Origin of the sequence: Bartonella sp. MR30HLJHH (genome assembly GCF_042194195.1) — a bacterium.
GTDB lineage: Bacteria > Pseudomonadota > Alphaproteobacteria > Rhizobiales > Rhizobiaceae > Bartonella > Bartonella grahamii.
This window is the reverse complement of the sequence record NZ_JBHIMO010000003.1, coordinates 33,266-57,711: the sequence shown is the minus strand read 5'-3', so window position 1 is coordinate 57,711 and position 24,446 is coordinate 33,266. Positions and strand designations below refer to the sequence as shown.

The 24,446-nt window shown below is 36.1% G+C and carries 17 protein-coding genes and 1 pseudogene; 6 read left to right on the top strand and 12 right to left on the bottom strand.

Features of this window, described 5'->3' with window-relative positions:
• Positions 1-757 precede the first annotated feature (757 nt).
• Positions 758-1,648, top strand: coding sequence for a metallophosphoesterase family protein (locus ACFIKR_RS02875; protein ID WP_375658756.1), 891 nt, complete (start codon positions 758-760; stop codon positions 1,646-1,648).
• Positions 1,649-3,076: 1,428 nt separating this feature from the next.
• On the opposite strand, the gene ACFIKR_RS02870 is transcribed toward ACFIKR_RS02875, so the two are convergent.
• From ACFIKR_RS02870 to ACFIKR_RS02815, 12 genes are all read right to left on the bottom strand, one after another.
• The gene (locus tag ACFIKR_RS02870; RefSeq protein ID WP_375658755.1) at positions 3,077-3,895 is read right to left on the bottom strand and encodes an outer membrane protein; all 819 of its coding nucleotides are present in this window, start codon (positions 3,893-3,895) and stop codon (positions 3,077-3,079) included.
• Between the two features lie 684 nt (positions 3,896-4,579).
• Positions 4,580-7,525, bottom strand: a complete 2,946-nt coding sequence (locus tag ACFIKR_RS02865; RefSeq protein ID WP_375658754.1) for a bifunctional [glutamine synthetase] adenylyltransferase/[glutamine synthetase]-adenylyl-L-tyrosine phosphorylase — start codon at positions 7,523-7,525, stop codon at positions 4,580-4,582.
• Positions 7,526-7,602: 77 nt separating this feature from the next.
• Positions 7,603-8,985, bottom strand: a complete 1,383-nt coding sequence (locus ACFIKR_RS02860) for an ATP-binding protein (protein ID WP_375658753.1) — start codon at positions 8,983-8,985, stop codon at positions 7,603-7,605.
• Positions 8,982-9,668 (bottom strand): winged helix-turn-helix domain-containing protein, encoded by a 687-nt coding sequence (locus ACFIKR_RS02855; RefSeq protein WP_375658752.1) that lies wholly within the window; start codon positions 9,666-9,668, stop codon positions 8,982-8,984. The genes ACFIKR_RS02860 and ACFIKR_RS02855 overlap by 4 nt, the downstream gene beginning before the upstream one ends.
• A gap of 72 nt (positions 9,669-9,740) precedes the next feature.
• Entirely contained in the window at positions 9,741-11,252 is a 1,512-nt protein-coding gene (locus ACFIKR_RS02850) for a Do family serine endopeptidase (RefSeq protein ID WP_375658751.1), read from the bottom strand.
• A 204-nt stretch (positions 11,253-11,456) separates the two neighbouring features.
• Complete coding sequence (locus ACFIKR_RS02845) at positions 11,457-11,888, bottom strand: cytochrome c-type biogenesis protein CcmH (protein ID WP_375658750.1); 432 nt, start codon at positions 11,886-11,888, stop codon at positions 11,457-11,459.
• 1 nt (position 11,889) lies between these two features.
• Positions 11,890-13,869 (bottom strand): heme lyase CcmF/NrfE family subunit, encoded by a 1,980-nt coding sequence (locus ACFIKR_RS02840; protein ID WP_375658749.1) that lies wholly within the window; start codon positions 13,867-13,869, stop codon positions 11,890-11,892.
• A 7-nt stretch (positions 13,870-13,876) separates the two neighbouring features.
• Complete coding sequence (ccmE, locus tag ACFIKR_RS02835; protein ID WP_375658748.1) at positions 13,877-14,356, bottom strand: cytochrome c maturation protein CcmE; 480 nt, start codon at positions 14,354-14,356, stop codon at positions 13,877-13,879.
• Positions 14,357-14,657: 301 nt separating this feature from the next.
• Entirely contained in the window at positions 14,658-15,431 is a 774-nt protein-coding gene (locus ACFIKR_RS02830; protein ID WP_375658747.1) for a tetratricopeptide repeat protein, read from the bottom strand.
• A gap of 246 nt (positions 15,432-15,677) precedes the next feature.
• The gene (locus tag ACFIKR_RS02825; protein WP_375658746.1) at positions 15,678-17,096 is read right to left on the bottom strand and encodes an ATP-binding protein; all 1,419 of its coding nucleotides are present in this window, start codon (positions 17,094-17,096) and stop codon (positions 15,678-15,680) included.
• On the bottom strand, positions 17,096-17,761 hold the full coding sequence (locus ACFIKR_RS02820; protein ID WP_375658745.1) for a response regulator transcription factor: 666 nt from the start codon (positions 17,759-17,761) through the stop codon (positions 17,096-17,098). Before ACFIKR_RS02820 ends, ACFIKR_RS02825 begins: the two co-directional genes overlap by 1 nt.
• A gap of 21 nt (positions 17,762-17,782) precedes the next feature.
• On the bottom strand, positions 17,783-18,019 hold the full coding sequence (locus tag ACFIKR_RS02815) for a hypothetical protein (protein ID WP_375658744.1): 237 nt from the start codon (positions 18,017-18,019) through the stop codon (positions 17,783-17,785).
• Between the two features lie 347 nt (positions 18,020-18,366).
• Here ACFIKR_RS02815 and ACFIKR_RS02810 point away from each other — a divergent pair, with 347 nt between their 5' ends.
• The 5 genes and pseudogenes from ACFIKR_RS02810 to ACFIKR_RS02790 all read left to right on the top strand — a co-directional run.
• On the top strand, positions 18,367-20,517 hold the full coding sequence (locus tag ACFIKR_RS02810; RefSeq protein ID WP_375658743.1) for a transglycosylase domain-containing protein: 2,151 nt from the start codon (positions 18,367-18,369) through the stop codon (positions 20,515-20,517).
• Between the two features lie 17 nt (positions 20,518-20,534).
• Positions 20,535-21,131, top strand: a complete 597-nt coding sequence (locus tag ACFIKR_RS02805; protein ID WP_375658867.1) for a DUF1214 domain-containing protein — start codon at positions 20,535-20,537, stop codon at positions 21,129-21,131.
• Positions 21,124-21,663, top strand: a complete 540-nt coding sequence (locus ACFIKR_RS02800) for a hypothetical protein (RefSeq protein ID WP_375658742.1) — start codon at positions 21,124-21,126, stop codon at positions 21,661-21,663. Before ACFIKR_RS02805 ends, ACFIKR_RS02800 begins: the two co-directional genes overlap by 8 nt.
• A 529-nt stretch (positions 21,664-22,192) precedes the next feature.
• Positions 22,193-22,978, top strand: a complete 786-nt coding sequence (locus tag ACFIKR_RS02795) for a DUF1499 domain-containing protein (protein ID WP_375658741.1) — start codon at positions 22,193-22,195, stop codon at positions 22,976-22,978.
• A 392-nt stretch (positions 22,979-23,370) separates the two neighbouring features.
• Positions 23,371-24,446, top strand: a pseudogene (locus tag ACFIKR_RS02790) (autotransporter outer membrane beta-barrel domain-containing protein); the annotation flags it as partial.

The window sequence follows — 24,446 nt, the reverse complement described above, 5'->3', positions numbered from 1 at the left end:
AGTAGGATTTTTTTTGTAATACTTTCTATATTAAATTAATTAAAATCACTCGCTTGCGCATCATTAAAAGAGGTCTGTATGAATAAACACCATTGAAGAAGAGAGTAAAGTACCTCTTATGAATCCTCTTAAAGCAAGGATTTTCACAAAATTGGGAGGGAATAGTATGATAGTTTTACTTTGTACCTTGTATAAATGTAAAATAGTAGCGCATAATAAGCCTTATAAACGAGGCTTTTCGTAGCATTGAGAACTTTCATGAAATGGGATCACGCGAACTGGGAAATACCTCTTCAAAAAAAATATATAAATGTACAACACAATGATATTCTATTTCGGAATATTTCTCTTGAAACCTTCTGTTTTGTGTGAAAAAATCTCTCATTCAAAGCAATACATGGCAGCGCAAAACCGTAAAAATTCCTGATAAATACAATACATTCTTTTGCATTTTACACTGAATAATTAGACTTTTTATGATAATGTGTGGTCGTATAAAACTGTTTAAAAGTCTTAAAATTTTAAGACCATCATTTTAAAGTTTATCCCATTATACAAAAGACATATCGGTTGCCAAGAATGATATGTTGTATTACGCTGCCTTTTTTCATAAAGAATACAATACAGCGTTAATTCTTCAAAGAATTTTCTCATACTTTCAAAAAGCTATTTTTCATTTTACAATCCTTCTTGCCTTTAAGTATCAACTTATCTTATGTTTATTTTTTAAATCTTTTTTAATACCCTACGAGCTTTTATGTTTTATCTTGCCCATATATCGGATGTACATCTTTCCCCTCTCCCGCAACCTTCCCTTTTTGAACTTTCTGGAAAGCGTCTTACCGGTTATCTGAATTGGCAAAGAAAACGTAAGAATCAAATGGCAACAAATGTCCTAGAAACTTTAATAGATGCCTTGAACAAAAAAAAGCCTGATCATCTTGTGATCTCTGGTGATCTTGTGAATCTTGCTCTAGATAAAGAATTTGAACAAGCACATCGTTGGCTACTTAACTTAGGACAACCTCAAGATATTTCCTTGACATTTGGAAATCATGACGCCTATGTCCGCGGTGCTTTTCAAAAAGCATGTACCCTTTTTAAACCTTGGATCACAGGTGACGTCCCTCAAAAAAGCGCCTTTCTTTTTCCTTACATGCGCATTCGCGAAAATGTTGCCATCATAGCAACTTCTTCAGCCATCGCGACACCACCTTTTCAAGCTTCTGGTTATTTTGGTAAAATGCAAGCGCAAACTTTACCGCTCTTTTTAAAGGAAGCAGCACAGCGTAACCTTTTTCGTGTCGTCATGATTCACCATCCCCCCTTTCCCAAGGCAACATCTTGGCATAAAAAACTACGAGATATAAAACGTTTTCTAGACGTTATCAAATATCACGGTTGCGAACTTATTCTTCACGGACATACTCATTTACCCACATTGAATTACATTGAAGGACCAATTAAAAAAATTCCTATTGTTGGTGTTCCTTCCGCATCACAAGCTTTTGGTGATAAAAAACCACCCGCAGGCTTTAATTTATTCTCCATTAAACGCCTACACAATCAATGGCACTGCCAATTGCAACGTTATAGCATTATCAACCCCCAAAATGAGATTGCATGTACTGAAACAATTAATCTTTAAACATCTTCATAGTTGCCAAAACAACCAAAAACAAAAATGTTTTTATTTCATATCCCTTTGGAAATCATAATTCTTATTTCCCTTTTTCTCCTTAAAAGACAAAGCTTCACTTTCTCTGTCGATAAATTAATTTCTCTCAGAGAATTCCATCTGCTACCCTCTTATATGACTGGCTTTACAAACTCATTGGTTTACTTCCTTCCCGTCTTAGAGAACGAAAATTCCTACCTCACCTGATCTATAAATAATCTAGATTCTTGTCGCACGGGTTCCACCTGCTAATTGTGCATGTGATTTACTTCACAAAGCTCTACACACAAATCCTGCCTTGAATTTCATCATACACTCCTCCAAAAGCATCTAATGCCTAAAATCCTTATACCACTATAGTGATGATATTTTATAAAATAATCGAGAAGCTCATTCAGCTTCTATACCTGAAAATCAATGACTAAAAAAGCCCAATAATAACTAAAGTATATAATTCCAATAACCCAACCTACTTGTAATTCATAAACAAACGACGCTGATTGATTTATCGTCAATAGATTTGAAGTTATCCCCTCCTATTTCACTCGACATTTACTATCGTACATTTAAAAGATTTATAAAAAATAATAGATTCTATTTCGATAACAGGCATGTAATAATGTTTTTTATATCTCGATAAATTCCTAATTTGCTATCTATTTTTCCTATAAATCACTTTATAATACTCTTTATAATTATTTTATTACTATAAATTATTATTTATAATATCACATAAAATATCTAATAATAATAAAAATTATAATATGAATTTTCATTATTATTGAGTTATATTGCGGATGTAATTTTACGTGCTTTAGAATTTTTTTGCGATCTTTTTGTTATTAAATAAAATATTTTACGATACCGCAAAACAGAAAAGTTGATTGTATGAGAGATCTTTCAAATAAGGTAAAATGCCATTAGCTTGCCAATTCACATGTTGGTTTAAAAAAGCATCTTTTAAAGCACCCAACCCCATTTCCCGACGACACCTATGAATTAGGTAATGATAAGTCCATTTAGAAGCTACCATCTTTACATTATGAAAAAGAAAGCTAGTACCAAATCTCACACTTTGCTACCCCCCCCCAATCTAGCGACAGCCTTTGGCACTTGAGATGGTTCATAAGAGGCATTTTTATTTTTTCTTCAATGTTTTTTATCTCACGGCTCTCCCTCCTTTGACGTACAAAAACATGGTATAGATTTAAAATGAGAAAATCTTATGATACTTAGGGCTCTCACTCAACATGAAAAAAGCAAATTATATTTACAAATCAAAGTATTGTTCAAATAAAATAGTAGATCTTTTGAGTAAAGGATATTTACCAGCACATATCTAAAAAATAAAAGCCTCATTTGAAAATGAGACTTTTGAATTATTAATTCTGCAAAAATTCAAAATTTATAAGCTACACCCACGCGGAAATCGTTTGTCTTGTAGCCCATTTCAAATTTATCATACACGAACTTCTTTTTACCAAAATCTGAATAACGGTATTCTGCACGCACAATAAGATTATCAGCCATTGCAAAATCAACACCACCTCCGAGGGTATAACCAATCATGGTCTTTTTTTCATCATGCAACCAATCAGAAAAATTAACTGATCTGTTGTTGCTATCAGCAACTAACCCAAAAATATTCTGAAGCTGCGTATAGGCAATCCCTCCAGAAACATAAGGCATCACACGCTCAACTGCAAAACCAACTTTCACCCGCGTAGCACCAGCCCATTTTTGTTTTAAAGTATGGCGTACAGCTCCAATAGGTGTTGTTGAATCCTCCTCATGAGAATCTCTTGTTAGATTTTTTTCTTCTGAAGAAGCTTCTTCAGTTTGACTTTTTTTTGATCGATTAATATCTTTTGTACTCTTTTTATCAGACCACATAATATCCGTATCAATACCTATAATAAAACCATTATCGATATCAATATTAGAACCTGCATAAACTCCCCCTATAAAACCAGAAAGTTTAGGTAAATCCTCCTTTTCAATTGGATTCCATATCCCTGTCTCATCTTTTAAATAACTTGCAGTTGTTTTACCTGAAAAGCTACCAATCTGTCCTCCAAGATAAAATCCTGTCCAAGAAAAAGTAGGAGCTGCAATAACAGGAACAGGCTGTTCAGGAATAATGACATCCGCCGCCTGTACTACAGAAATTGAAATTAAAGAAACGATAGATGTTGAGACTAAATACTTTGTAATCATAATTGCTCCCCTAAAAGCTAATGTGATACATAAATAATAGTAAATCGTTTCACAGTTTTTTTAAAAAATCTATAGCAAAACTGACACAGTTACAAAAAAAATAAAATTAGTTTTAATAAATAATATTATAAAACAAATTTAAATATGCTTTATATTTCTATTAATTATTACATATTATCTTTTATATCTTCATATTAATCATTACTATACAAAATTATATAAATAATTATAATGTAAATTTTAAAAAAATGAGATATGTAATCAATAAAGATTTTTATCATATTAATAATATTTTGGTATTATTAGTGTAATGAGACATAATCTCTATAAGTTTTTATTAAATATGTACGATAAAAACACTCTTGCAATATATTTTTGTGTTGAATATCTCTTAATTCATAAATGTATCTGGTATACTACTGCTTAGTAAATGGCCCATATGCTTTTATCATACACATGAGATAAGGCTCATAAAGAATATCATTCACTGAACTCGTCACTCATCGCTTTTTGTATAAAGAATGACACCTAGAATGGCACATTTAACAGAGAAATTTTTTCATCACACTTGAGAAACCATTAGAGAATTTTACTCTAACCCTTTCAAGGGTGTAATGAAATAAAAGACAAAAATTAATATATAAAAATGGAATTAATAATTTTTATTATTCTTATAGAATTATTCTAATGTTTCATGATTTTTGTAAAAATTGAACAGACCAATTGCCCAGTTTCTGCAATTAATTTTTCAACACGAAGCAAATCAGGTTCCCCAACACTACTTAACAAAAGGTCACTTAATCCAGGTGGCATATCATTGGGATCAAGAGAATCATTTAAGCAAAGTCGTATAATTTGACTCAAATTTGTATAAAGACGATAGGCATAATGTAAATCAGCAATACATGACTGATTAAGAAAACTGTTTGGTAAGTGATCTAAAATATCAGCTGTCGTTGCTCCAATTTGAAACTCAATGACATGCGTAATAAGAGAAAATTGAGCAATAAACTCCAAATCTATAATGCCACCAGACATCGTTTTTAAATCCCATTGATTTTTTGGCGGCTTTTCTTTTGCAATCAAGGAACGCATTTCACATACTTCTCTTGCAACTTCCTTCTTATCACGAGAAATAGCAATAATTGCACACACTTCATTTTCTAGCTTTTGTAAAAAATCAGGATCTCCTGCAATGCCTCGAGCCCTTGTTAAAGCAAGATATTCCCATATCCATGCTTCTTGGCGATAATACTTTTTAAAAAATGGAAAAGAAACAGCGACAGGTCCTTTATTGCCTAATGGCCGTAACCTTAAATCAACGACATAAAGAACACCTTGGCTTGTAAGAGTGGATAAAGCAGAAATGAGGCGCTGTGCTAAACGCGTATAATATTGAGAGATATAAAGAGGCTTTTCTCCATCAGATATTTCTGCATCATCATCGTGTTCATAAAGCAAAACGAGGTCAACGTCGGAATCTGCCGTTAATTCGCGACTTCCAAGCTTCCCCATACCCAATATGCCAACACGCCCCCCTTTAACACTACCATGAAGACGAGAAAATTCCTCTTGAACAGCTCCAAATGTTTTTGTAATCATAAGATCAGCAAGCGCAGTAAAAGCAAAACCCGCTCTTTCTCCTGTAATTCCACCATTCAAAATCCGAATACCAATCAAAAAACGTTGTTCATCTGCAAAAATTCTTAAATGGTCAAGAATTTCCTCATAAGGAAGAATATTTTCAAGAAAATATTCAAGCCGTTTTTCTAAATACGTTTTTGTTGGTAACTCTGAAAAAATATTCGGATCTAACATTCCATCAAAAACATGAGATCTGCGTGTAATAATTTCTGCAAGACGTGGAGCAGCACCCATAATAAGGACAAGCATATCCAGAAGAGAGGGATTAGACTGCAAAAGACTAAAAAGTTGAATTCCTGAAGGTAAGCCCTGTAAAAAACTATCAAAACGTAACATCGCTTCATCAGCTCGTTTTGTCCCACCAAAAGCTTTCAAAAGAGCTGGTGTTAATTCCGTTAATCTCTCGCGTGCTTCGGCTGATTGCGTTGCTTTATAACGACCACAATGGAGAGTGCGCATAATACGACAAATATCACTTGCTCTTTCAAAGCCTAAACGGCTTAACGTTATTAATGTCTCCGGATCATCTTCTTCACCTGTAAAAACTAAATTACCAATTTCTAAACCAAGTTCTTGCTCATTCTCAAACAGTGCTGCATAATGTTTTTCAACAACCTGAAGTGTTTTTAATAAATCACGGATAAAGCTGCTACTGTCTTGATAACCCATTAAATAGGCAACACTCGTGAATTGAGCAATATCATTTGGAAGAAGGTGTGTTTGTTCATCGAAAAGCATTTGAATCCGATGTTCCACATTTCGAAGAAAAGCATAACTTTTTATAAGGCTATTTCTTGTTTTCTCACTGATCCAACCAAGCGTGTGAAGTTCTGCTAACATTGCAACTGTCTGACGTCCACGTAATTGAGGAAAACGCCCACCAGCAATGAGCTGTTGTGTCTGAACAAAAAACTCAATCTCACGAATACCACCACGACCTAACTTTATATTATGCCCATAAGCTGCAATTTGACCGTAATTTTTATGCGCGTGAATTTGACGTTTGATCGAATGAATATCAGCAATAGCAGCGTAATCTAAATATTTCCGCCACACATAGGGAAAAAGCTCTTTAAGAAAGTTAAAACCTGCCCTCTTATCGCCAGCAACTGGACGTGCTTTAATCATGGCTGCTCGTTCCCAATTTTGCCCACGCCCTTCGTAATACCGCAAGGCAGTCCTTACTGGTAAAGCCAAAGGAGTTGATCCTGGATCTGGACGAAGCCGAAAATCAAGACGAAAAACATATCCTTCCGCAGTGCGTTCTTGAATGATACGGATTAATCGGCGTACCATTTTAGAAAATACGTCAACACTTTCAGAAAGATTACCAATATGAGGTGATGTTTCATCAATGAAAACAATAAGATCAATATCAGAAGAATAATTAAGTTCCCCTGCTCCTAATTTTCCCATCCCTAAAATAATTAAACCACAGTCTTTTTCTGGATTCTCGCGGCTTAATAAATTGATCTTACCATGATCATGCGCTTCTCTTAATAGAAAACGCAGCGCTACACTTAATGCTGCTTCGCCAAAACCTGTCAACCAAGCACATGAAACTTCGTAAGTAAAAACACCACTCAAATCAGCTAAAGCAATGAGAACATGCGCTTCTCGTTTTTTGCGCCTTAAAGCAGACATCAATGAAGTTTCATTTATAGATTCATCCTTATCAATAGCCGTAATATCATCTATAATTTCGCTCAGCCTTGTTTCTATATCAACATTTAATAAAGCACTAAGATATGATGGATTGGCAATTAAAACCTCACGCAAAAAAGGAGATAAGGTCATAACCGAACTGATAAAATCAATCTGCGTTCCACTTTCTGAAATAAGGGAAACAAGTGATTCTAAACCTTCTTTCCTTGCTTGTTCTTCCATGTCTTTTAACCATTGGAAACCACTTTTATCGAGAGGGCATAAAGGGGAAAGCTGTGTTTTTAAAAAAGCCTGTTTCGTCTGCGCTCCCTTGAAAAGCATTTTGCCTTCCTTTCTATTGCTTTATACTTTTAAAATAGTTGTTACGTATGAAAAGAGAAAAGTGAAGAAAAATATCTTTAAGGAAATAACAAAACAGCCCTAAGCCCTGGATTTGCATTTTCAAGTAACAATTCACCCCCGTGAAGCTTCATAACTGCTTTTGCTATACTTAAACCAATCCCAAATCCAGGTTGTGTGCGGCTTTCTTCAAGACGAACAAATCGTTCTGTCACTTTTTCAAGTTTATCCTCTGCTATTCCTGGTCCATTATCGCTCACAACAACTAATAAATGTTCATCACGATATTCCATTGATAAGCAAACCTCCGCTTTCCCTTCACCTTTAGAAGCATATTTAATGGCATTATCTATAAGGTTAAAAATTGATTGTGCAACAAGCTCACGATTCAACTTAAGCTCTTTATCAAATATATTTCCCAACCGAAGTAAAACACCTGACTCTTCAGCAAAAGGTTCGTAAATCTCAACAGCATCTTCAAGGATCAGTTTCATATTCATCATTTCAAGATGCTCAATTGCACTGCTGGCCTCAATACGTGAAATCATTAAAATCGCATTGAACGTACAAATAAGTTGATCTGATTCTGCAATAACCCTATCAAGGACCTGACGATATTCAAGCTTTGTCTTATTTCCTGAAAGCGCCTCTTCAGCGCAATTTCTAAGACGCGTTAACGGCGTTTTCAGATCATGAGCGATATTATCTGATACTTGACGTAAACCAATATTTAACTCTTCAATGCGGTCTAACATAACATTAAGATTAGTTGACAATCGATCAAACTCATCCCCTACTCCAGAAACAGGTAAACGCCCACTGAAATCACCATCCATCAGGCGCTGTGATGCAGCCGTTACATGATCAATCCTTTGTAGGGCTCTCCTTCCAACAAAAAACCATATGAGTAAAGCGCCTCCAACCATTGCAGCAAGTGCAATGATCACAGCTTTACGAATAACCACTGCAAAACGTTCTGGCTCATCCAAATCGCGTCCTATAAGAATCTTCATAGCATTCGGTAAATCAACAATAACCGCCAAAGCGCGATGTTCACTTGTTTTGCCATGTTCTCCAAAACGGGAATACAAAAAAGAGGTAGAAATAAAACCACTCTGATTCAAAAGACCTAATTCAATACGTGCTACATTTCCTGCCAAAATACGCCCCATAGAATCCGTGACAAGATAAAGAAATGCTCCTGGTTGTCTTGAACGATAATCAATAGTGCGCATTAATAAGGATAATCCCCCATAATTATAAGCATTTTCAATATACTTTAATTCTTCATGTAAAGCTTGTTCAGTTTGCTCTGTTAACAATGAAGCAGAAAATGCCGTCATGTAAATAGAAAGCCCTGTTGCTACCAATCCAAACAATAAAATGTAAAGTGCTGAAAGCCTTAGCGCCGTCGTGCGCATTATATTAATCAAACGATTCATGCTTTGTTATCTGGTGCTTTCAGCATATATCCAGCTCCACGCACGGTATGGAGAAGGGGAACATCAAAATCTTTTTCAATTTTAGCTCTCAAACGGGAGATATGGACATCAATGACATTCGTTTGTGGATCAAAATGGTAATCCCAAACATTTTCCAAAAGCATAGTGCGTGTAACAACCTGCCCCGCATAGCGCATCAAATATTCAAGTAAACGAAACTCTCGTGGTTGCAATAAGATGTTTCTACCACCCCGTTTTACCGTATGTGCTAGCCGATCAAGCTCAAGATTACCTACACAATAAACAGTTTCTGCTTCTTTAGGATTTTTCCGCCTTTGTAAAACTTCAACACGCGCAAGAAGTTCAGAAAAAGCATAAGGCTTTGTCAAATAATCATCTCCCCCTGCGCGCAACCCCGTTACACGATCATTAACTTGCCCTAAAGCCGACAGGATAAGAACCGGTGTTTCATTGCCTTTAGCGCGCAATTCAGCAATAATAGAAAGACCATCACGATGCAAAAGCATTCGGTCAACAACCATAACGTCATAATTTTCCGTGGTCGCTAAAGCGTATCCCGTATCCCCATCATAAGCAACATCAACAGAATGCCCTACTTCCAAAAAAGCTTTTTCGAGATAATGCCCCGTCTCATGATCATCTTCAATAACGAGTATCTTCATAAAACGTATCTCCATTATTTTATTATGTTGTAGGACAAACATTTAATAAACATTTGTCCTACAACTAAAGCCTTATTTTTTCAAAATTGGAAGAGCAACAAAACGATTTTGATCATTGGTTCGCACTTGTAAGAGTATAGCCTTTCGTCCTAACTGCTGAGCATTTTTGATTGTGCTAATAATATCAGAGACTTTTTTAACCGGTTTATTATTTACTGTCACAATGATATCACCAGGGCGTATCCCTTTATCTGCAGCATCTGAATCGGTATCGACATCCGTTACGACAACCCCTACACCATCATCAGAAGGCATAACAATCAGACCATAATCTTCCAATGTTTCATCTAAATCACCCCGTTCATTTGAATGTTTTGAAGCCTCTTTCTTACTTTCATCTTCAGACATTGATGCGAGTTTAACCTTGATACTCTCCTCCTTACCTGATCTCCAAATCCCTATGGTTACCGTTTCTCCTGGTTTAATATTTGCAATACGTTTCGCCAGCTCACGCGCATCAGCAACCTTTTCATTATTCACTGAAATAATTACATCACCCGCTTTAATACCAGCCTTTTCTGCCGGTCCTTTTAACGGATCAGTGACCAAAGCACCTTTGGCTTCTTTCAAACCTATTGAATCGGAAATCTCCTTTGTTACCGGCTGAATCTGAACACCTAACCAACCACGTTGAACTGAACCTTTTTCAATAAGTTGTTGTACAACCTGTTTTACAGTCGCTGCCGGAATAGCAAAAGCAATCCCAACATTTCCTCCAGAAGGAGAAAAAATTGCTGTATTAACCCCAACAACCTTTCCATTAAGATCAAATGTTGGGCCACCAGAGTTTCCTCGATTAACAGCAGCATCAATCTGAATAAAATCATCGTACACACCAGTGCCAATATCACGTCCACGTGCAGAAACAATACCTGCTGTCACAGTTCCACCAAGGCCAAATGGATTCCCAATGGCAACAACCCAATCCCCAACACGAAGCTTTGAATCATCGCCAAAATCAACATAGGAAAATTTTCTTTTATCACTCACTTTTAATACGGCAAGGTCGGTTTTGGGGTCTTTCCCAATGAGCTTTGCGTTCAATTCTGTACCATCATCAAGAACAACAGTATAACTTGTTCCGTCAGAAATCACATGATCGTTGGTCACAATGTAACCATCAGACGAAATAAAAAAACCCGATCCAAAAGCAACAGGACGGAGTCTCCGTGATTGGTGGGGAAATTTATTTTTAGGTTTATCAAAATCATAAAACTCTTTAAAAAATCTTTTCAAAGGATGCTGGTCTGGTAATTGATCAAACCCTGGACCACTAAAAAAGTTGCTAAAGAACCTATCTTCTTTCTTTTTATTGCTCTTTACTTGTACTGCTACAACTGCTGGTTTCACTTGAGCAACAATATCGGCAAATCCCTGTTGTTGCATTAACGAAGTAAATACAGAACTTGCATGAGCCTTTGTCATCAACAAGCTTGATGTACATCCACTAAAAAACAGTGCACTTTCCAATATCGCAGAAAAACTCACTGCGACAAACGTTTTAAAGAAAGCCTTTTTAACCATTTACTCTATGCTCCTATTCAATCATACCTTTATTCCAATTGCGATCACTTATAAAATACTAGACCTTACCGTTTTCTGTCTAAATTATTAAAGTTTTGTAAGGTTTCAGTATACCCTAATATAATTATAATAAGATTGTATGCTCATTGCAGATGAGCCGATTTTTTTTATGTAATATCTTTTTTAATGCAATGGCATTTTTGACTATTCTTTTCCATTCAGATAACTCGTTATTTTCTCATGATTATTCCGTTTTAAGTGAAAAAATATGATATTTGCGCCAATGATGATAATGATCAAAGGCGAAAACCATAAAAACCAAGTTATTTTATTCAATGGTGGTTTCAAGAGAATAAATTCACCATATCGTTCAACAAGAAAGTCAGTGACTTGCTGATTACTATAGCCCATTTTTAGCCTTTCCCGAATTAAAAGCCGTAAATCACGTGCTAGAGCAGCATCTGAATCATCAATTGATTGATTTTGACAAACCGGACAACGTAAATGTGATGAAATATGGCGTGCTCTCGCTTCAAGAACCTTATCCTTTAAAATCTCATCCGGCTCTACTGCTATTGCTAATCGAAAAGGAAATGTTGCAATTAAAAAAAATAAAATCCAAAGATTTTTTTTCATCTCAATGTTTTTTCCAAAAATTTAAAGCAAGCAGTACCCTATTGTACATGCCAATGCGAAACCAATACCCCAGAAGAGAAAGACATCCGCCTACAGCCATCATGAATGCCCCTAACCAAATACATATTACATAAGGCTTCCACCATATGTGTACAACAAGACCCCGATTATCGGTATGTCCTGGTACAATATATAGCTGCGATAAGCCATAATTTTGAAGACCAACTTCTGTTGTTGATGTATTTTGGCTTGAATAAAATCGCTTTGAGGCTGTTACATGACCCACAATGTTTTTATTTTCATATATTTTAAAATAAAACTCCATTGCCGAATAATTCGAACCAACACCATCATACACTGCATCAAAATGGAGCGTTTTATCCGCTATCGTCACCCTATCCCCTACGTTCATGATTAAAATACGTTCTTGCCCAAAACTTGCCACACAAACAATACCAAATAATGTAACGCCTAATCCCATATGTGCTATTGCTGCACCAAAAGTAGACCATGGCAATCCAAGAAATCTCTTAACGCGTACTGAAAAAGCTCTCTTGCCATATCCACTCTTTCCCCATAGATCCACTAAACTTCCTAGAAAAACAAACGCTGAAAGCCCAATCCCTAAAACTGCAAAAATATCACGCAAAGATGTCGCATAAAATATTATAAAACAGACGATACCAGCCAATACAAAAACAAACCATAACCGTTCAAAAACTGCAAGAAAATCACCGCGTTTCCATGCCATCATTGTCCCAAACGGAACAAACAACAACAGAAAAACCATTAGCGGTCCACAGGTAAGGTTAAAAAAAGCAGCCCCTACAGAAATTTTTTGTCCTGTTAATATCTCAATAAAATAAGGATAAAGCGTACCAATCAATACTGTTGCTGTTATTGTTGTAAGTAACAAGTTATTTAAAACAATAAACCCTTCACGTGAAATTGGTTGAAAAAAAATTCCTGTTTTTAAAATAGGAGTGCGCAAAGCAAAAAGAAGAAAAGCCGCTCCCGTAAAAAAAAATAAAAGCGCAAGAATTGCTTGCCCCCGTGCTGGATCAACAGCAAAACTATGAACAGAAACTAAAAGCCCCGAACGCACAAGAAAAGTTCCCATCAGAGAAAGGGAAAAAGTAAGCAGCGCTAAAAACAAAGTCCAACTTTTCAATATTTCTCGTTTTTCGAGAACAAGAGCAGAATGTAAAAGAGCCGTTCCTGAAAGCCAAGGCATAAACGAAACATTTTCAACAGGATCCCAAAACCAATAGCCCCCCCATCCTAGCTCATAATAAGCCCAATAGGAGCCAACCATAATACCCAATGTCAAAAAACACCAAGAAAGTAAAAGCCATGGACGAATCCCACGCGCCCAAATTCTATCAACATGTCCCATAATCAATGCCGCAACGGCAAAAGAAAAACAAAGTGAAAAACCGACATAACCTAAATAAAGTAGCGGTGGATGAATTGCTAATGCAATATCTTGTAAAAGAGGATTGAGACCATTTCCCTGTAATGCTGGTGGATTCACACGTAAAAATGGGTTGGATACAAAAAGAATAAACAAAAGAAAAGCACTTGTAATCCAACTTTGGCAAATTAAAACAAGCGTCTTAAAATCTTCTGGAAAATGTTGGCTAAAAAAGGCCATCAATGCACTAAAAAAAGCAAGACTTAAAACCCATAACAACATAGAGCCTTCGTGGTTGCTCCAAACACCTGTAATTTTATAGAGCATCGGTTTTTCTGAATGAGAATTTTCAACAACGTTCAAAACAGAAAAATCAGATACGACATAAGCATAAATTATCACTAAAAAAGATAAAAGCAGTAATGTAAAAGTGATATATGCTAGAGGAACAGCTGTTTGCATTAACAAACGCTCTCTCCACCAAACACCTAAAGCAGGTAAGAACGCCCCTAATAAGCTTACTGAAAATGCTGCAGCTAAAAAAATATGACCCAGTTCGACAAGCACAATCGAATTATTTCTCCATACCGTAATGTTTTTTCAAACGATCAGCTGTTTCTTTAGGCATATAAGTTTCATCATGTTTTGCTAAAATACGTGTCCCTATAAAAAAACCCTGTTCATCGAAATGCCCTTCTACAATCACCCCCTGACCTTCACGAAAAAGATCCGGTAAGGCACCATTGAAAACCACTTTTTCATGTTTTTTATTATCCGTTACAAAAAAAATAACGCCTCTCTCTCCAATATATTGAACAGTTTCCTTTTCAACAAAGCCACCCAAACGCAAAGGGCGCCCTGTTAAAATATCTTCTCTTGTAATTTCAGAGGGCATTCTAAAAAAACTGACCGCATGACGCATTGCATATACTATAAGACTTGCTGCAATTGTCATAACCAAACAACATAATAATATGATCAGCAAGCGCCTTTTTTTTCGCTGCTCTAAAATAACCTTCAACGAAGAAGAATTCTTTAAAGATTGACTTTTCATAGACACTCTACGAAAAAAATTTAAATACGTTATAATTAAGTATCAATATTTTATTTTTTTTAAGAGCTTTGCACATCTTCTACATAGGTGCAACTTTTTATCCAATACCTCACCTTTGCTAACAAACTTATCAATATCTTTCTTCCTTTTTAGCTTTACAACCAATTTTTATTTAACCTATAACCACTTATATCGCGCTCTTTACATTCTTCATTTCTATTCCTCAATCTTCTTCATAAACACCTACTTCTAAGAGATTACTTCTCTTGTCTTTCTAAACAGCATTTCTCTTTATATTTCATCATCTCAATTGGCGACGATTGCTTTTCTTTGTATGCTCACTCGATAAATCACGTAACTGAATCATCATTTTTTTAACACGTGATTGTCCTGAAAAATTTTCAGGCATTGTATCAAGAAAGCTTTGTAAAAATTGCACTGCCTGCGCAGTTTTTCCTGCTTGATGCAGTGCATCGGCCAACAATAAACGTGGATAAAAATCTGTTGGCGCTAAATCTGCTGCTTTTTGAAAAGCATTTTGTGCTTCTTGTGTTATCACTCCCCCTTCATAACCAACCAATGCTAAACCATATCCTACAAGCCTTGGAGCTGTTTCTCCATTCAAACGAAGTGCATCTAAATAAGTATTCACAGCCTCTTGAAAAAGGCTTTCTTCGAGATACCCTACCGCTAACGCATCTGCTAGCTTGCCATCATGAGGTGCACGGAAAAAAAGCACTTGTAAACGAATAAGCTTTTCTTGCTTACTAAGAGTTTTAGGATCCTTATCCATTAATTCGCTAAAAAAATAACTTTTCACTTCTGGACTGCCTGTCAGACCATAAATATTCCATGTCATAAGAAGAACAAATAAAATACTTAAAGCCTTAAGAATATTTCTTTTTTTATAATGCATATAAAGCTTGTTAAACTCAATCGTATGCTTATGACTTCTATAGCCATCCACGGTTTGAACTTTCCATTCTTTTTTTATATCATCGTCAAAACGTAGTGAAAGAAAAAGAATACTTGCCAGAAAAATCAGAAAAAATGCTGCAAAAATTAATAAAAGCATATCATTTTTTTCCAATACGCACAGAGAATGACTCGCTTACATTTTACCCTCTTCATGAGAAGAGTGATGTGAATTGATAAAAATTCACTTTTTCATGGAAAATATTATAAAATCTATTGTCCATTTTTCTTATATATATCAATTAAACAAAGGAACTAAAAACAATGTTTCCCTACTTTTTATGTATTATCTGAAAATACTGCTTTACAAACTTTATAGACATTTCTTGCTTAAGGCGAAAATATGTTATTCTCCCATCTTAGGTAATAAAACTTTTGCATACAACCCACCCAAATCAGAACGTGATAAAAAGAGCTTGCCACCATATTCACCGACCATATCTGAAACAATTGCTAGCCCTAAGCCTGCCCCTAGTTTACTTTCATTAAACCGCTGCCCTCTTTTTAATGCTTCCTCCATTTTGTCTTCTGTTAAACCAGGACCATCATCTTCTACAAAGATACTAAAATATTCTGTTTCTTCAACATTTTCTTCTAAACAACAAGAGATCAAAACCTTTGCTCGAGACCATTGAGTAGCATTTTCAATCAAATTCCCTATAATTTCTTCTAAATCTTCCTTCTCTCCAGAAAAAACAATATCATCAACATCCATAATAAATCGAATTTGTTTTTCAGGATTAAGCTTTTTCATAACCCGCACCAAACGTTCAAGCACACTGCGAACAGACGTATGATAGACAATACTATCGCATTGTGCTGCAATCCGCGCACGCTGAAGATAATGATTGATTTGAGCTTGCATTATTTGCGTTTGCTCTCTCAACATACAAGCCTTTTCTCCGCGCATCTTATCTGTCTCATTCATAATCACGGATAGAGGCGTCTTCAATGAATGCGCGAGATTACCAACCTGTGTGCGAAATCGCTCAATAATACGTTGATTATTATTAATGAGAGCATTCATCTCTTGTACAAGCGGCATCACTTCGCTTATTAAATCCGTATTCACATAGTGAACTCTTCCTTCGCGAATATCATTCAATGCGCGTCGAATAAGCTTCAACGGTTGAAAACTAAAGAAAATAATAGCAATATTAATAAGGACACTGCCGATACCAAAACTCCAAAGAAAAATTTGCAAAGTTCGCTTAAATTCCTTTACTTGGGCATGAGCTTCATCGATATTCCCAACAAGCCGAAAACGTGCAATATGATTTTTATTATCAAGAACAACATCACTCTCAATCACTTGTAGCTTTTGACCATTGTTCCCCTTTATCCGATAAGAGCGAAAGAATTTATTGTCAAAAGGTATATCAACATCACTTGGTGTAAATATCTCACCTGTCCCCAATGAGGGGGATGTCAATCTTCCTTTTAAATTATGAGATATAGCAACAACTTCCCAATACCATCCTGTTGTTGGATCAGAATAACGAATATCATCAATCCCAGCCTCTCCTCTCAAAATACCTTCCGATGACACCGTCACTGTTGCAATAAGACTGTAGAGTTGAGCAGAAAGAATACGCTCTAGGCTTTGTTCAGTTGAACGTTTATAAAATAAAATACTTACTGCAGAAATCGATAAAAGAGAAATAACAACCCATAATGTTGATAAGACCATAACACGTAAACTGAGAGATCGAGTAATTACAAAAAAGAACCTCCTACACCAATTATTCTCTTCGAAAGTATTCATTAATCACCTAGCGTTCTCACGCGATACCCCATTCCTCGAATAGTTTCAATCAAATCCACTCCAAGCTTTTTCCGTAACCGACCTACAAAGACTTCCACCGTATTCGAGTCCTTATCAAAATCCTGATCATAAAGATGTTCAGTAAGCTCTGTTCTTGAAATGACCCTGTCACAATGATGCATGAGATACGAAAGCAGTCTGAATTCATAAGATGTTAGTTTAATCAACTGACCATCCACAAAAACACGAGACGTCTTCGTATCCAACAAAACATTTCCGCAACATAATGCACTTGTCGCATGTCCCGTAGCGCGACGAATTAATGCTCGTAAACGCGCCATCACTTCCTCCAAATGAAATGGCTTCACAACATAATCGTCAGCCCCAGCATCAATACCGTGCACCTTATCAGACCAACGGTCTCGCGCTGTTAGCATTAAAACAGGCATGGAGAGCCCTTCTTGACGCCACTTTTCAACAACACTAATACCATCAATCTGCGGTAAACCTATATCAAGTATCACCGCGTCGTAAGACTCTGTGCTCCCTAAAAAATAAGCCTCTTCACCATCGAAAGCACTATCGGAAACATATCCTGCACGTCTTACAGCTTCTGCTAATTGATGGTGAAGATTCCGATCATCTTCAACAATTAAGATACGCATCACAACACCATCTGCCAAAGACTAATCAGCAGGAACAAAAAACTCAACACGACGTAACTTTTCACCATTACGGGCTGGTATAACAATCACAATTGCACACATGCGCTTTCCATCCTGAACAACTGGGTTTGAACGGACGAGAACCCCGCTCTCTTGCGCGGCAACCTTCTTCCCTACTTCAGCACACCCAGAAGCTAGAACAGAATCTGCTCCTAAAAAAGCTGCTATTATTACGAACAAGAAATTTTTTTTCATCATAAATATTTCAATAACCCACCTCTTCTCTTCCTTAATAAGGATAAAAGAAATAATGGTTTTTTTGGGTCGATCTAAAAATCACAAATGGAAATAATTTATCCTCTATCTTACAGAAGAATGCATTAACACTACTCTAAATTTTTAAAAACTCAAAATAAAATATTTTTAATAATGAGAATAAAATTTATTAGATAAAATAATAAAATCTTAATACACTATCTTACGAAAAATGAATAATTCTAAAATCAACTCTTTCTCTGTTAGCACTATAGCAAAAAAATACTTCTACTCCATATAATTATTGTAGATTTGTTTGGTTGTATTTCTTTGCCATAGGCTCTCTTTAAATGTTTGATTTTTTTAAAAAAAAGAAAGGGCAACATCGTAAGCCATTTCACAGTCCTGCTCTCATTGAATTAGACGCACGATTAGATACAGCGCTTTATCACATTCGTTCTGCTAACAGTTTTTTCTGGAAAAAGGCAAAAATTATCTCACAAAATTTTCATCTTCAAGGATGGAAACGTTTTATCGTTGAAGTTCTCGATGAAATACTGACATTAGGGTTGATGGGCTTTACTCTTTTCACTATTTTGGGCATTTCTGTTTTTGAACTGACCAAAACAGATTGGTCTTCTCCTAAAAACTTTTCCATTCTTTTTCTAGATCGCTATGGAAATTCCATTGGGCACCGTGGTGCACTACCGGCGATCTCTGTCCCCGTTGAAGAAATGCCTGACACTGTCATTAAAGCGGTTCTTGCTACAGAAGACCGTCGTTTTTTCGATCATTGGGGTATTGATTTTCAAGGACTTACACGGGCAATTTCACAAAATATGCAAGCTAAAGGTGTGGTGCAAGGTGGTTCAACTCTCACACAACAATTGGCTAAAAATTTATTCTTAACAAACGAGAGAACCATAACACGTAAAATCAAAGAAGCTTATCTTGCTCTTTGGCTAGAAGCAAATTTTAGCAAAAAACAGATTTTGCAACTTTATCTTGACCGAGCCTATATGGGAGGAAACAATTTTGGTATTGCAGCAGCTGCAAAATTTTATTTTGGAAAAAACATACGTCATGTATCTTTAAGTGAATCTGCTATGTTAGCAGGACTCTTTAAAGCTCCAACAAAATATGCTCCTCATAGTCATCTCTTCGCTGCTCAAACACGCGCCAATGTAGTCCTTTCTAATCTTGTTAATAGTGGCTTTATGACGAAGAGCCAGATTATCAATGCGCATCGCCACCCTGCTAGGGCACTTCCCCAAATAGAAAATAATCAGGCTGATTATTTTCTTGATTGGGCATTCGAGGAAGTCAAAAAAATGCGTAATCAACTTCCAAGCCATAGTTTAATTATTCAAACGACCCTTGATCCGAATATTCAAAAAGCAGCAGAAGAATCAATTGCATATCATTTACATCAATATGGTCAACAATATCGCGTAACACAAGCTGCCACTGTTATACTCGATAATAACGGTGCCGTATGCGCAATTGTTGGAGGATTGGATTATAGTAAAAGCCAATTTAACAGAGCAACACAAGGGGGAAGACAACCCGGTTCTTCATTCAAACCCTATGTTTACGCAACCGCACTGGAACACGGACTGTCTCCCTCAACAATCGTTTTAGATGCTCCCATCAATTGGGGGGGGTGGACACCAAAAAATAATTCTGGTCGTTATTTGGGGAAAATTGATTTAGCAACAGCTTTAGCTTTTTCCATTAATACAGTCCCTGTGTATCTCACCTATCAATATCTTCACCGCGATACCCAACCTATCATAGATCTCATCAAAAATATGGGGATTAACGCGCATATTTTATCACACAAAACGATGGTTCTTGGCACTTCCAACATGACCCCCATGGATCAAGCAACTGGCTTTAATGTCTTTGCGAATGGCGGGATAGCTGGTAATCGTCATGGGTTCATGCAAATCAGAACAATCGATGGACATGAGGTATGGGATTTCGAGCATAACGGAAATAAGTTACACCGAGTTCTCAGCAGACAATCAGCTGCCTATATGAACCAAATGATGGTGGGTGTCACAACACGAGGGTCTGGTAAGCGTGCTGCTCTGCCCATGACTCTTGTCGCTGGAAAAACTGGAACATCACAATCCTATCGTGATGCTTGGTTTGTTGGCTTTACAGGCAATTATACTGGAGCGGTATGGATGGGAAATGATAACTTTTCACCGATGAATCGTGCTTTTGGGGGTGGAGTTCCTGCCATGATATGGCATCGCATCATGCTTGCTGCACATCAAAATATTATGCTCAAACAACTCTATGGTGTTAAAGATTCTCTTCTTCCTTATCATCCCCCAATACTTTCCTCCCATACAGATTCTGAATTTTTTCCCCCAATACCCTCTACGCTTTCTCCTGAAACATTGAATATTGTGCGATTGATTAACAAAGATCTGAAAAAACCATCTGCAATTTCTTTGAAGATGAAAACAACTGGAGATTCAACATTTTGAATTCAAAATATTCTATGATGTTTTTTAATATCACCATTTTCTTTTTTATCTTCGCTTTTTCTATTTTATGTGGAAAATTGAGTGTCGATTATGTACTCAATTCCTCTCATCATTTTGGACTTTTTAGAATTGGAAAATGGAGTGCTTATCCACAAATGGGAACCGCCAATATGGATCCTTATACCAGCGCCCGCACCGCTAAACAAGGCATTGTTTCACTCGGACGTACTGAAGGTATTCAATTCCAGATTTGGCAAGATAACCAAGGGCGTCCACTCCACCCCCGCTGTCATTATTTGCTCAAAGGCACCATCCCTGAAACCCGTCTTTTTACCCTTTATACAGCTGACAAATCCCTAAAGCCCTATACTTCATCCAAAGAAATACCTTTTGAACTCCATACGAACGCTGTTACTTATGAGCATGATGGCTCATTGCACATCAATATTTCACCTACACCGCAAGCCGGCAATTGGCTTGCAACAGTTAGTCAAAAAGAATTCGGGCTTATTCTTACCTTATACGATACCTCAATCATCTCTGCAACGGCATTACAAAAGCTTACAATGCCATCAATAGAACAAATCCCATCAGGACAAATAAATTGTGACTAGATTCATTTATATCGCACTTCTTGCAATCATTGGCGCTATTATCGTTCATATTTGCGTTCTCTTTCTGATCCCCTATTGGGCACAAAATAATATATGGACAGCACTTAAAAAATCCGGAGCCCCTTATCAATTTGTTGCTTTTACTCCCGATAGTCCTATTCAACAATCTGCTGATCCACTCTTTCTTCTTAAAGTCTGCAGATTTAATCTTGAAAATGGACCTGTTCATTTAAAAGCTTTGAAAACACGACAATTTTGGTCATTAGCAGCCTACACACACAACGGAATTATTTTCTATAACCTTAATGACCGAACAGCCCCTAATAATACACTCGATCTTATTATTGGAAAACCAATACAAATAATAGAACTCAAAAAATCAAAACCTAAAAAAAATGCCAATTCAGTTTTGGTTGCTAAAAATTTGAATGAAGGTTTTGTCATTTTACGTATTTTTGCCCCTTCTTCACTTGCAAAAAAGGAAAGTGAATCTTTCCTTTCATCTGCAACCTGCCATATATTTTATGAATAAAAACGGTCTAACCTCTCATTTGTATAACACCTTACTTTCTATACAAAATAAATGAAGCCTATCAAAATGATTATCTTTTTCTTTTATTAATCGAATATTCGAATTCAGGTTTGTCTGATTATAGATCCCTAAATTTTTTATTGAAGTAGTATGAAATCTCTGTTGCACATCATCATATCCTATTTGATACGCATTATCTGACAGAAAACACTCCCCGCAATCAGAAGAGAAAAATCAAAACTCTAAATAAATATGCTACTAACAACCGTAAAACTTGTTATTTGAGTTTATTTCTTTTTATTTACAAACATTCCTATAAAATTCGCATCAATGACATGATAAACTATAGAAGAAATACTGATTACCTTCAATAAAGTGCTAAAACAATCGCTGGAAACTTATAAGACATTACGCATCCTTGACCTCAAAAATAAGTGCTTTATTTTTCTCTTATAAGCAGAAGCTTTTTGTAAGATATGCACTCTGAAAAAACTTGGCTTATAGTTTACAATTGAGGGGAAAAAACTTCATGAAGAAGAGATATGTTCGGTTCGTTTCAAGAGCAGCAGTATGGTCCCCTCGATTTGGTGGATTGGCGTTCTTTGTTTTATTATTTTCAGTCATTTTACAACGTTTTTCCGTCATTAACGTAACCGACTTCATAATTTTGATAGGTATCTCTACTGGCTGTATGATTATTTCTCTTTTTCTTGCTTTAAAAGCACTTTATAGCTTATGGGTCTATGGAGCCCTAGGAGGAATGAAAGCTTTAAAAGGGATCATTTATTCACTCATAACTGCTACACCATTGATGTTATTTTTTGGACTTTGGTTTACCTTACCAGCTCTTTACGATATTTCTACCGATACACAAAGACCACCGGTTTTTTTTCGTACAATACGTCCCAGCGATGCTTTGCCACTTAAAAGTGTTTTGACTGAACAAGCAACATTACAGATGTCACAATGGCCAGAAATGTCGGGGCGCCGTTATGATGGCTCACCTGATCGTATTCGCGAATCTGTTCTCAATGTTTTAGCAGCCTATGATTGGCCTGTTGTGGCTCAACGAGAGTTTAAAGATGAAGAAAATGCGCTTTATATTGAAACAATAGCAAAAACTTTTTACCTTGGGTTTATTTCGGATATCGTGATACGCTTAACTGATGAAGGGGACACAACTTTTGTTGATATGCGCTCTGCTTCACGTTATTTGCCAAGAGATTTGGGGACAAATGCTGTTTTTATTATCGATTTTATGGATGCGCTTGATACAGAAATCTCGTCACTTCCTCTTTCTCAAGATGATGAGTAGAAACTTGTACTTACTTCCAACAGAAAAATCCCTACTAACCTGTCATTTGTTTCCACTATTATTACTTATTACTGAAAGTGCTTTTACTCTTTCAAGACAAAGCTTTTAAACGAAAATATCTCAATCCTAAATTATTTCATAACAAAAATATTGTTTTGTCTCTCATTTGATGTTTTTCTTTAAAATATTTTAAGTATTAAAATATATTAACTATTAATATACTATGTATTAAACAATAAAAATGATTTATTTTATTAAAAAGTAAATTTATAATATTTGACAAAAAATAACAAATTAACTAATAGGTAAGTATTGTAATTAAAATTTTAATTGTTTATTTTTCTTACTTCTAAGCGGGGAAAACATGCGGAGCTTATAAGGGAGGAACAGCTATGTCTAAAAAATCTTTACTCTCCTGTACAGCTGTCGCAGCAATTATGCTTTTTGGCAAAAATCTCAACGTACATGCTGAATCTCTTGAAGTTGATAAAGGAGAAGTAAAAAACGTATCAAACAAGACTTATGAATATATTAAAACAACAAATGGTGGAAAAGTCATCGGTAAAAATTTAACAGTGATCGGAGGTCATCCAATAAACAACGATTTGGATGCTGTAGTCCTTAGAACCAAATCTTCAATTGAGTTATGGGATACAACCATTAAAAGTGCAAACAATACTCAGCTTCATAGTGGTGTTGGAATATGGCATGGTAGTACATTTAAGATGATAGGAGGTGTTATTGCAGCCGATTATGGCGTTATATCAGACACTGATAACAATGGCACAACGATATTAGAAAACGTGAAAATATCAAGCGGTAAAGATGGCTTTCTTATGGGGAAAGGAATAAGTGCTGACAAAGGAAGCACGGTTTCTTTAAATAATGTAACCGTCACAAAAGCAAAACGCAGCATCTATGCAGATAACAAATCTCAAGTAATGGTTTCTAATGGATCTTTTGAGGCAAAAGAAGATGCAATCAATGCTCAAAGCGGTAGTACCATTACTTTGAACAATGAGGCTAAAATCACATCATCTGAGGGTAATGGCCTCCATGCAATTGGTAAGCAATCAAACATTTTTATGACAGGGGGAACTGTTACCGGTAGCAATAGTGTATTATATACAAAAGCTGGTGGATATATTAATGTTAAAGACGTTGCTCTCACAGCAAATGGAAAAGGAACAAAATTCGGCGCATTTGCAAGAGGTTCCAGCACCATTGAATTGAATGGAAACACAACAATTAAAAATGCTACGATCGGTGTTAAAGCCCAAAGTGATAATGCGACAATCAAGATGACAGGAGGATCTATTGAGATCACAGAAGGCGAAGCAGTAGGGGCATTATTCCTTGAAACCACAAGCAAAGAAAACACGCTGAAAGATGTGAAAATATCAAGCGGTAAAGATGGCTTTCTTATGGGGAAAGGAATAAGTGCTGACAAAGGAAGCACGGTTTCTTT

Bases quoted from the DNA above. Each gene is read 5' to 3' on its own strand.
- ACFIKR_RS02875 (WP_375658756.1), top strand. From the start codon at position 758: ATGTTTTATCTTGCCCATATATCGGATGTACATCTTTCCCCTCTCCCG.
- ACFIKR_RS02870 (WP_375658755.1), bottom strand. From the start codon at position 3,895: ATGATTACAAAGTATTTAGTCTCAACATCTATCGTTTCTTTAATTTCA.
- ACFIKR_RS02865 (WP_375658754.1), bottom strand. From the start codon at position 7,525: ATGCTTTTCAAGGGAGCGCAGACGAAACAGGCTTTTTTAAAAACACAG.
- ACFIKR_RS02860 (WP_375658753.1), bottom strand. From the start codon at position 8,985: ATGAATCGTTTGATTAATATAATGCGCACGACGGCGCTAAGGCTTTCA.
- ACFIKR_RS02855 (WP_375658752.1), bottom strand. From the start codon at position 9,668: ATGAAGATACTCGTTATTGAAGATGATCATGAGACGGGGCATTATCTC.
- ACFIKR_RS02850 (WP_375658751.1), bottom strand. From the start codon at position 11,252: ATGGTTAAAAAGGCTTTCTTTAAAACGTTTGTCGCAGTGAGTTTTTCT.
- ACFIKR_RS02845 (WP_375658750.1), bottom strand. From the start codon at position 11,888: ATGAAAAAAAATCTTTGGATTTTATTTTTTTTAATTGCAACATTTCCT.
- ccmE (WP_375658748.1), bottom strand. From the start codon at position 14,356: ATGAAAAGTCAATCTTTAAAGAATTCTTCTTCGTTGAAGGTTATTTTA.
- ACFIKR_RS02830 (WP_375658747.1), bottom strand. From the start codon at position 15,431: ATGCTTTTATTAATTTTTGCAGCATTTTTTCTGATTTTTCTGGCAAGT.
- ACFIKR_RS02825 (WP_375658746.1), bottom strand. From the start codon at position 17,096: ATGAATACTTTCGAAGAGAATAATTGGTGTAGGAGGTTCTTTTTTGTA.
- ACFIKR_RS02820 (WP_375658745.1), bottom strand. From the start codon at position 17,761: ATGCGTATCTTAATTGTTGAAGATGATCGGAATCTTCACCATCAATTA.
- ACFIKR_RS02815 (WP_375658744.1), bottom strand. From the start codon at position 18,019: ATGATGAAAAAAAATTTCTTGTTCGTAATAATAGCAGCTTTTTTAGGA.
- ACFIKR_RS02810 (WP_375658743.1), top strand. From the start codon at position 18,367: ATGTTTGATTTTTTTAAAAAAAAGAAAGGGCAACATCGTAAGCCATTT.
- ACFIKR_RS02805 (WP_375658867.1), top strand. From the start codon at position 20,535: ATGTTTTTTAATATCACCATTTTCTTTTTTATCTTCGCTTTTTCTATT.
- ACFIKR_RS02795 (WP_375658741.1), top strand. From the start codon at position 22,193: ATGAAGAAGAGATATGTTCGGTTCGTTTCAAGAGCAGCAGTATGGTCC.